The organism is Streptomyces sp. NPDC007084, from assembly GCF_040703595.1.
Lineage (GTDB): Bacteria > Actinomycetota > Actinomycetes > Streptomycetales > Streptomycetaceae > Streptomyces.
Genome location: NZ_JBEYFY010000111.1, coordinates 1 through 7780 on the forward strand (window position 1 = coordinate 1; position 7780 = coordinate 7780).

Here is a 7780-nt window from a genome sequence, read left to right on the forward strand (position 1 = left end):
GCTGGGCCGAGCGGGGCAGGGTGCGTGCAGCTGCAAGGCGGAGGAGGGCGACGACGCGGAGCGTCGGCAACCGACGACAACGCCGCAGATGTGCGCACCCTGCCCCGCGACCCGCCACATGATCCAAACGACACGCCCTAGGTCTCGGGGTCTTCCCCGAGGGGGTGTCCGATGTGTCCCGACTGTTCCCCTACTGTTCCGAGCTGTCCTCGCGGGGTACCGGCTGCTCGACGAGCGCCAGCACTCGGGTCGCCATGAAGCGGGCGGTCCGCACCACTGATCCGCTTCGGGTGACTTCGCTCACTTCCACCACCCCTCGGCGCACCGCCGTCTCCACCCTGCGGCCCGCCCTGCTGGCCACCACCTCGTACGTACGCGTCGTGTCCCCTGCGTCCACGACTATCTCCACGCGGTCACCCTTCACGGAGTCAATCCCCCTTCTGCGACGGGTGGTTGGGATCCCGGGCGCCCCAAGGAGGTCCTGGGCGCACGCTCCCTGACCACCTTTCAAGTTTCCCACCCGGCACTGACAATCGATCGGGACGAGAGGGCGCGGCCTCTGCGCGCACCCGGCCGCGGAAACGTAAGCTGTGGCTCGTCAAACGGACCGGGCAGCGGGGATGGACATGGCGATGATGCGCCTGAGGCGCGAGGACCCGCGCGTCGTCGGCTCGTTCCGGCTTCACCGAAGGCTGGGCGCGGGCGGGATGGGCGTCGTCTACCTGGGCTCCGACCGGCGCGGTCAGCGGGTCGCGCTGAAGGTGATCCGGCCGGATCTGGCGGAGGATCAGGAGTTCCGGTCGCGGTTCGCCCGGGAGGTCTCGGCGGCGCGGCGGATCAGGGGCGGCTGTACGGCCCGCCTCGTCGCCGCCGACCTGGAGGCCGACCGGCCCTGGTTCGCCACCCAGTACGTGCCGGGCCCCTCGCTGCACGACAAGGTCGCGGAGGAAGGGCCGCTCGCGGCGGCCGACGTGGCCGCCGTCGGGGCCGCCCTCTCCGAGGGGCTGGTCGCGGTGCACGAGGCGGGTGTGGTCCACCGTGACCTCAAGCCGTCGAACATCCTGCTGTCCCCGAAGGGACCGCGGATCATCGACTTCGGTATCGCCTGGGCGACCGGCGCGAGCACTCTCACACACGTCGGCACGGCCGTCGGCTCCCCGGGGTTCCTCGCTCCGGAGCAGGTGCGCGGCGCCGCCGTCACCCCGGCCACGGACGTGTTCGCGCTCGGCGCCACCCTGGCGTACGCGGCGACCCAGGACTCGCCGTTCGGGCAGGGCAGTTCCGAGGTGATGCTCTACCGGGTGGTGCACGAGGAGCCCCAGCTGCACGGGGTGCCGGACGCGCTCGCGCCGCTCGTCCGGGCCTGTCTGGCCAAGGACCCCGAGGAGCGGCCCAGCACGCTCCAACTGTCGCTGCGGCTCAAGGAGATCGCGGCGCGCGAGGCGCAGGGCATGCCGGACGTACGGCCGCCCGCCCAGCGCAACGACCCGGACCGTCCGTCGGGCCGGCTGGCGGAGCAGTACGCCGAGCAGCGCACCCAGCGGCGCCCGCAGGGCACTCCCCCGCCGCGCACCGGGGGGACGAGCGGCGGAGCGCGGTCGGGGACGCGTCCCGCGCCGGCGTCCCGCAACACCGGGCGCTCGGGCAGCACCACCGGGCGCTCGGGCAGCAACACCGGGCGCTCCGGCGGCAGGCCCGCGCCCCGCAGCGGTGCCGGGCGGCCCGGGCCGCGCACGACCGGCACGGGCAGGCGGCCCGCCAATCCGCGGCTGCTGCGCCAGCGGCTGTTCGTCTTCGTCGTGGTGACCCTGCTGGTCGCGCTGGGTATCGCGGTGGCCCAGGGCTGCCAGGGACCGGCCCGGGGACTGGACGGCGGGGACCGGCGCGGGGAGGTGCGTCAGGAGCAGCCGTCGTTCACGCCGCTGCCCACGGACGCCGTCATGGCCGACACGTACCGCAGCGAGGTACGGCAGGACGACGAAGTACGGCAGGGCGGCTGAGCAGTCCGGACGGGCGGCGGCTGTCGCGCGGGGGTCAGCTCTCGGGGCGGCCGGTGGCGACGGCGTAGAAGGCGACCGCCGCGGCGGCTCCCACGTTCAGCGAGTCGACGCCGTGGGCCATCGGGATGCGGACCCATTCGTCGGCGGCCATCAGGGCGCGGGTGGACAGGCCGTCGCCCTCGGCGCCGAGCATCAGCGCGACCCGGTCCATGCGGTGCGGGGCGGCCTCGTCGAGGGACCTGGCCTTCTCGTCGGGGGTGAGCGCGAGCAGGGTGAAGCCGGCGTCGCGCACCGACTCCAGGCTCCTCGGCCAGGCGTCCAGCCGGGCGTAGGGGACCGAGAAGACCGCGCCCATCGACACCTTCACCGAGCGGCGGTAGAGGGGGTCCGCGCAGTCCGGGGAGAGCAGCACCGCGTCCATGCCGAGGGCGGCGGCGGAGCGGAAGATGGCGCCGATGTTGGTGTGGTCGTTGACCGACTCCATGACGACGACCCGGCGGGCGGTGCGCAGGAGTTCGTCCGAGGCCGGCAGCGGCTTGCGCTGCATCGAGGCGAGGGCGCCGCGGTGCACGTGGTAGCCGGTGACCTGTTCGGCCAGCTCCGGGCTGACCGCGTAGACGGGGGCCGGGAGTTCGTCGATGACGTCGCGCATGACGTCGACCCACTTGGCCGACAGGAGCATGGAGCGCATCTCGTACCCGGCGTCCTTGGCGCGTCTGATGACCTTCTCGCCCTCGGCGATGAACAGGCCCTCGGCGGGTTCGCGCTTGCGGCGCAGTTCCACGTCGGTCAAGCCCGTGTAGTCGCTCAGGCGCGGGTCGTCGGGGTTGTCGACGGTGATGAGATCGGCCACAGGGTGATACTGCCTTGTCCTGGGTGTGGTGCCAACGGCTGGGAACGGGTTGGGTTACCCGTGGTTACTGAGGGGTTCCGGGACCCGCGTTGACGACCTCGCCGATGACGATGACCGCGGGCGGGCGGACGTCCTCGGCGCGGACGGTCTCGGCGACGGTGGCCAGGGTGGCGTCGACGCGGCGCTGTGCGGCGGTCGTGCCCTCCTGGACCAGGGCGACGGGGGTGCCGGCCGGCTTGCCGTGCGCCACGAGGGTGTCCGCGATCCTGCCGATCTTGTCGACGCCCATGAGGACGACGAGGGTGCCGCGGAGGCGGGCGAGCGCCGGCCAGTCGACGAGCGAGCGGGCGTCGTCCGGGGCGACATGACCGCTGACCACCGTGAACTCATGTGCGACACCCCGGTGGGTGACGGGGATGCCGGCCGCGCCCGGCACCGAGATCGAGCTGGAGATACCGGGGACCACCGTGCAGGCGATGCCCGCCTCGGCGAGCGCCTGTGCCTCCTCCATGCCACGGCCGAAGACGAACGGGTCGCCGCCCTTGAGCCGGACCACGGACTTGCCCTGCCTGGCGTGCTCGATGAGCGCGTTGTTGATGGCCTCCTGGGCCATGTACCTGCCGTACGGGATCTTCGCCGCGTCGATCACCTCGACGTGCGGCGGGAGTTCGGCGAGCAGGTCGCGGGGGCCGAGCCGGTCGGCGATGACCACGTCGGCCTCGGCGAGCAGCCGGCGGCCCCGGACGGTGATCAGGTCGGGGTCGCCGGGTCCGCCGCCGACCAGTGCCACCCCGGCGGTGCGGGTGCGGTGGTGCGGGGCGACGAGGGTGCCGTCGCGCAGCCCCTCGACCACGGCGTCACGGATCGCGGCGGTGTGCCGGGGGTCGCGGCCCCGGGCGTCGGTGGTGAGGACGGCGACGGTCACGCCCTCGCTGTGGCCGGTGGCCGGGGTCCAGGCGGTCGCCCGGTCGGCGTCGTCCGCGCGGACGCACCAGACGCGGTGGCGCTCCGCCTCGGCCGAGGCGGCGGCGTTGGCGTCCGGGTCGGTGGTGGCGATGAGCGCGTACCACGCGTCCGCGAGGTCGCCGTCGGCGTATGCGCGTCGTGTCCAGGTGATCTCGCCGGTGTCCGCCATCGCCTCGACCGACGGGGTCGCCGCCGGTGACACGAGGTGGATGTCCGCGCCTGCCGCGATGAGCGCCGGGAGCCGTCGCTGGGCCACCTGGCCGCCGCCTAGGACGACGACACGGCGTCCGGCGAGGCGCAGGCCCACGGGGTAGGCGGGGTGTTCGGCCATGGAGGTGCGGCTCCTCGTACGGGCGTGCGGTGCGGTGGGCGCGCCGCGGCTTCGCAGCGGCCCTGGCAGGGGTATCCGCCCTGGTGGGGATCTTAGGGGTGCGTCCAGCGTACGGCGGAGCCGGGTGGGCGGCGCCGGGCGCCTGCCCACCCGCTCCGGTCCGTGCGGGGCTACTTCTCGGTCACGCCGGCCGAGTCGAACGTGGCCACCTCGTGCATGGCGCGGGCCGCGCTCTGCACGACGGGAAGGGCCAGCAGGGCGCCGGTCCCCTCGCCGAGGCGCAGGTCGAGGTCGATCAGCGGGCGCAGGCCCAGCTTGTTCAGGGCCGCCACGTGACCGGGCTCGGCGCTGCGGTGGCCCGCGATGCAGGCGGCCAGCACCTCGGGGGCGATCGCGCGGGCCACCAGGGCGGCGGCACCGGCGCTGACGCCGTCCAGGATCACCGGCGTGCGCAGGGAGGCGCCGCCGAGCAGGAGGCCCACCATGGCGGCGTGCTCCAGTCCGCCGACGGCGGCGAGGACGCCGATGGGGTCGGCGGGGTCCGGCTGGTGGAGTTCGAGGGCGCGGCGGACGACCTCGGTCTTGCGGGCGAGGGTCTCGTCGTTGATGCCGGTGCCGCGCCCGGTGACCTCGGAGGGGTCGGCGCCGGTGTAGACGGCGATCAGGGCGGCCGACGCGGTGGTGTTGGCGATGCCCATCTCGCCGGTCAGCAGCGCCTTGTTGCCGGCGGCCACCAGGTCGCGGGCGGTCTCGATGCCCACCTCCAGGGCCGCGACGACCTCCTCGCGGGTCATCGCCGCTCCGGTGGTCATGTCGCCGGTTCCGGCGCGGACCTTGCGGGGCAGCAGGCCCGGGGTGGCCGGCAGGTCGGAGGCGACGCCCACGTCGATGACGCAGACCTCGGCGCCCACCTGGTTGGCGAAGGCATTGCAGACCGCTCCGCCGCCCAGGAAGTTGGCCACCATCTGCCCGGTGACCTCCTGCGGCCACGGGGTGACGCCCTGGGCGTGCACGCCGTGGTCCCCGGCGAAGATCGCGACGGCGGCGGGCTCCGGGATCGGCGGCGGGCACTTGCGGGACAGGCCCGACAACTGCGCGGAGATGATCTCCAGCATGCCGAGGGCGCCGGCCGGCTTGGTCATCCGCTTCTGCCGCTCCCAGGCCTCGCCGAGCGCCTTGGCGTCCAGCGGGCGGATGTTGGAGACGGTCTCGGCGAGCAGGTCGTGCGGCTCCTCGCCGGGCAGCGCGCGACGGCCGTACGTCTCCTCGTGCACGACCCAGGACAGCGGGCGGCGCTTGGACCAGCCGGCCTGCATCAGCTCGGGCTCGTCCGGGAACTCGTCGACGTAGCCGACGCACAGGTAGGCGACGACCTCCAGGTGGTCGGGGAGCCCGAGGGCGCGGACCATCTCGCGCTCGTCGAAGAAGCTGACCCAGCCGACGCCGAGCCCCTCGGCGCGGGCGGCGAGCCAGAGGTTCTCGACGGCGAGGGCGGAGGAGTACGGGGCCATCTGCGGCTGGGTGTGCCGGCCCAGGGTGTGCCGGCCGCCGCGGGTCGGGTCGGCGGTGACGACGATGTTCACCGGGGTGTCGAGGATGGCCTCGATCTTCAGTTCCTTGAACTGCTTGGCGCGGCCCTTGGGCAGCGACTTGGCGTAGGCCTCGCGCTGGCGCTGGGCGAGTTCGTGCATGCTGCGCCGGGTGTCGGCGGAGCGGATGACGACGAAGTCCCAGGGCTGGGAGTGGCCGACGGAGGGCGCGGTGTGCGCGGCCTCCAGGACGCGCAGCAGCACGTCGTGCGGGATCGGGTCGCTGCGGAAGCCGTTGCGGATGTCGCGGCGCTCGCGCATCACGCGCAGCACGGCCTCGCGTTCGGCGTCGTCGTACCCGGGGGCCGCCGGGCCGCTGGACTCGCGTACGTCTTCCACTGCGGCGGTGTTCTCCTCCTGGTCGGCGCCCTGGGTGTCCAGGTCCTCCGCGAGCTGTGCGGCGACGGGTTCCGGCTCGGTGTCGAAACCCTCGGGGCCGGCGGTCGCCTCGGGAGCGGGCTCCGCCTCACGCGGGGCGGGAACGGCCGCCTGGGCGACGGGCCCGGCACCCGCGCCCGTGCCGACGGTCTCGCCGGCCGGGTCCTGCGTCGCTCCGGGCGCCTGCGGGAAGGCGGGCTCCTGGGCCGGCTGCTGCTCCTCGGCGGGCAGCGGCGGCACGGTCATGGCGTGCGGCGGGGTCGGGGCCAGGTGCGGTGTGGTCGGGACCTGGCCGTCGACCGGCACGAACCGGCCGAAGGAGTCGTCCGCCGAGGGCTCCGGGGCGGCGCCCTCGAAGCCGGGGGCGGCGGCCGACGCGTCCTGGTGCCGCTGATCGGCGTGCGGGTGGCCCGGCGCCGGGTGGGAGGCGTCCGCGTGGGAGGCGTCCGCCCGGGAAGCGTCCGCGTGGGCGGTGTCCGTCTGGGCGGCCACGCCGACCGGGACGTACGACAGACCGTCCTCGGTGAAGGCGACCGCCTCGGGCGCGAGGGGTCCGTCCACCGGCAGGGCGGTGCCGTTCGCGGTGAAGGTGCCCTCGGTGTAGGCGGCCGGTTCCGTGAACTGCTGGGCGGCGACGGCGTCGAGGCCCTCGACGGGACGGCCGTGCGAGGCCCCGGCGGTGTGCGCGGTCAGGGCCGTCAGCGCGGACTCGGAGGCGTCGAAGGCGTGCTGGACGGGCGGCTGCTCGGCGTCCGCCTGGGGCGCCCCTTGCGCGAAGGCTGCCGCGGCGGTCGCGGCGTCGGACGGCTGACCGTCCTGCTCGGCGTACTCCGCGGGCCCGGCCGCGTAGCCGTCCCGCTCGCCGGTCTCCGAGGGGGCCTGCGGCACGGCGGGATTCTCGGCAGAAGCCGAAGCCGAAGCCAAGGCCGAAGCGGGAGCCGCAGCCGGGTTCGGGCCCGGGTTCGGCTCGGACGCGACGGGCTCGGCGTCCGCCGGGGCCGGGGTCTCCGCCGGGGCCTCCGTAGGCGCCGGGGCCTCCGTAGGCGCCGGGGTCTCCGTGGCCGCCGGTGCCTGCGTCACGTGGGCGGCCGGGCCGGTGGCGCCGCCCTCGGGGACCGGCGTTTCGCCGGCTGCTGCCTGGACGGTGTCCGGCGTGCCGAGGGTCAGCGGGGTGTCCGGGAACTGCGGGGCGTCGGAGACCGGCGCGAGGGACGGGCCGTCCGTCGCGGGTGCGGTCTCGGCGACAGCGGCGGCCTCGGGCGCCTCCGCCGGGGCCTGGGGCTCGGCGTCCGCAACGACGGTCACCGCGTCGGCCTGCGGCGCGGGCTCCGGTGCGGTGTCAGGGGTCTGGCCGTGGTCGAAGTGGGCGGCCGCGAACTCCGGTTCCAGCCCGGTGTCCGGGACGGCCACCGGCTGGGGGTCGGCGGCGGGCGCGAGGGGCGCGCCGGTCTCCGGGACGACCGTTTCTGCAGCCGGGGCCTCGGGGCCCGGCTGCGGGTCGCCCCACGGCGCGGCGCCCTGCGGCGGGGTGTCCGCGGCCGGGGGCACGTCGAGGTATTCGGGTCCGGTGGTCGGCGGTCCCGCCTGCCGCAGCGGGGTGACCGGCGCGGCCACGGAGCCGGGCCGGGAGCCGGCGGGTCCGCGGTCGGCGAGCGAGCGGACC

General features: G+C 75.1%; 5 protein-coding genes. 1 reads left to right on the forward strand and 4 read right to left on the reverse strand.

Annotated elements, in window-relative coordinates:
* Positions 1 to 190: 190 nt before the first annotated feature.
* Entirely contained in the window at positions 191 to 424 is a 234-nt protein-coding gene (locus AB0912_RS35635; protein ID WP_081223398.1) for a hypothetical protein, read from the reverse strand.
* Between the two features lie 196 nt (positions 425 to 620).
* Between AB0912_RS35635 and AB0912_RS35640 the strand changes: the two genes are divergently transcribed.
* Positions 621 to 2000 carry a protein kinase gene (locus AB0912_RS35640; RefSeq protein WP_366707452.1) on the forward strand — a complete coding sequence of 460 codons (1380 nt, stop codon included), beginning with the start codon at positions 621 to 623 and terminating at the stop codon, positions 1998 to 2000.
* Between the two features lie 34 nt (positions 2001 to 2034).
* Here AB0912_RS35640 and AB0912_RS35645 read toward each other — a convergent pair whose 3' ends face one another.
* The 3 genes from AB0912_RS35645 to cobT all read right to left on the reverse strand — a co-directional run.
* Positions 2035 to 2853: an RNA methyltransferase gene (locus AB0912_RS35645; RefSeq protein WP_366707446.1), complete on the reverse strand. Its 819-nt coding sequence runs from the start codon at positions 2851 to 2853 to the stop codon at positions 2035 to 2037.
* A gap of 64 nt (positions 2854 to 2917) precedes the next feature.
* Complete coding sequence (gene cobA, locus AB0912_RS35650) at positions 2918 to 4150, reverse strand: uroporphyrinogen-III C-methyltransferase (RefSeq protein WP_366707448.1); 1233 nt, start codon at positions 4148 to 4150, stop codon at positions 2918 to 2920.
* 170 nt (positions 4151 to 4320) lie between these two features.
* On the reverse strand, positions 4321 to 7780 hold a 3460-nt coding region (gene cobT, locus AB0912_RS35655; protein WP_366707450.1), incomplete at its 5' end, for a nicotinate-nucleotide--dimethylbenzimidazole phosphoribosyltransferase.

Bases quoted from the DNA above. Each gene is read 5' to 3' on its own strand.
- cobA (WP_366707448.1), bottom strand. From the start codon at position 4,150: ATGGCCGAACACCCCGCCTACCCCGTGGGCCTGCGCCTCGCCGGACGC.
- AB0912_RS35640 (WP_366707452.1), top strand. From the start codon at position 621: ATGGACATGGCGATGATGCGCCTGAGGCGCGAGGACCCGCGCGTCGTC.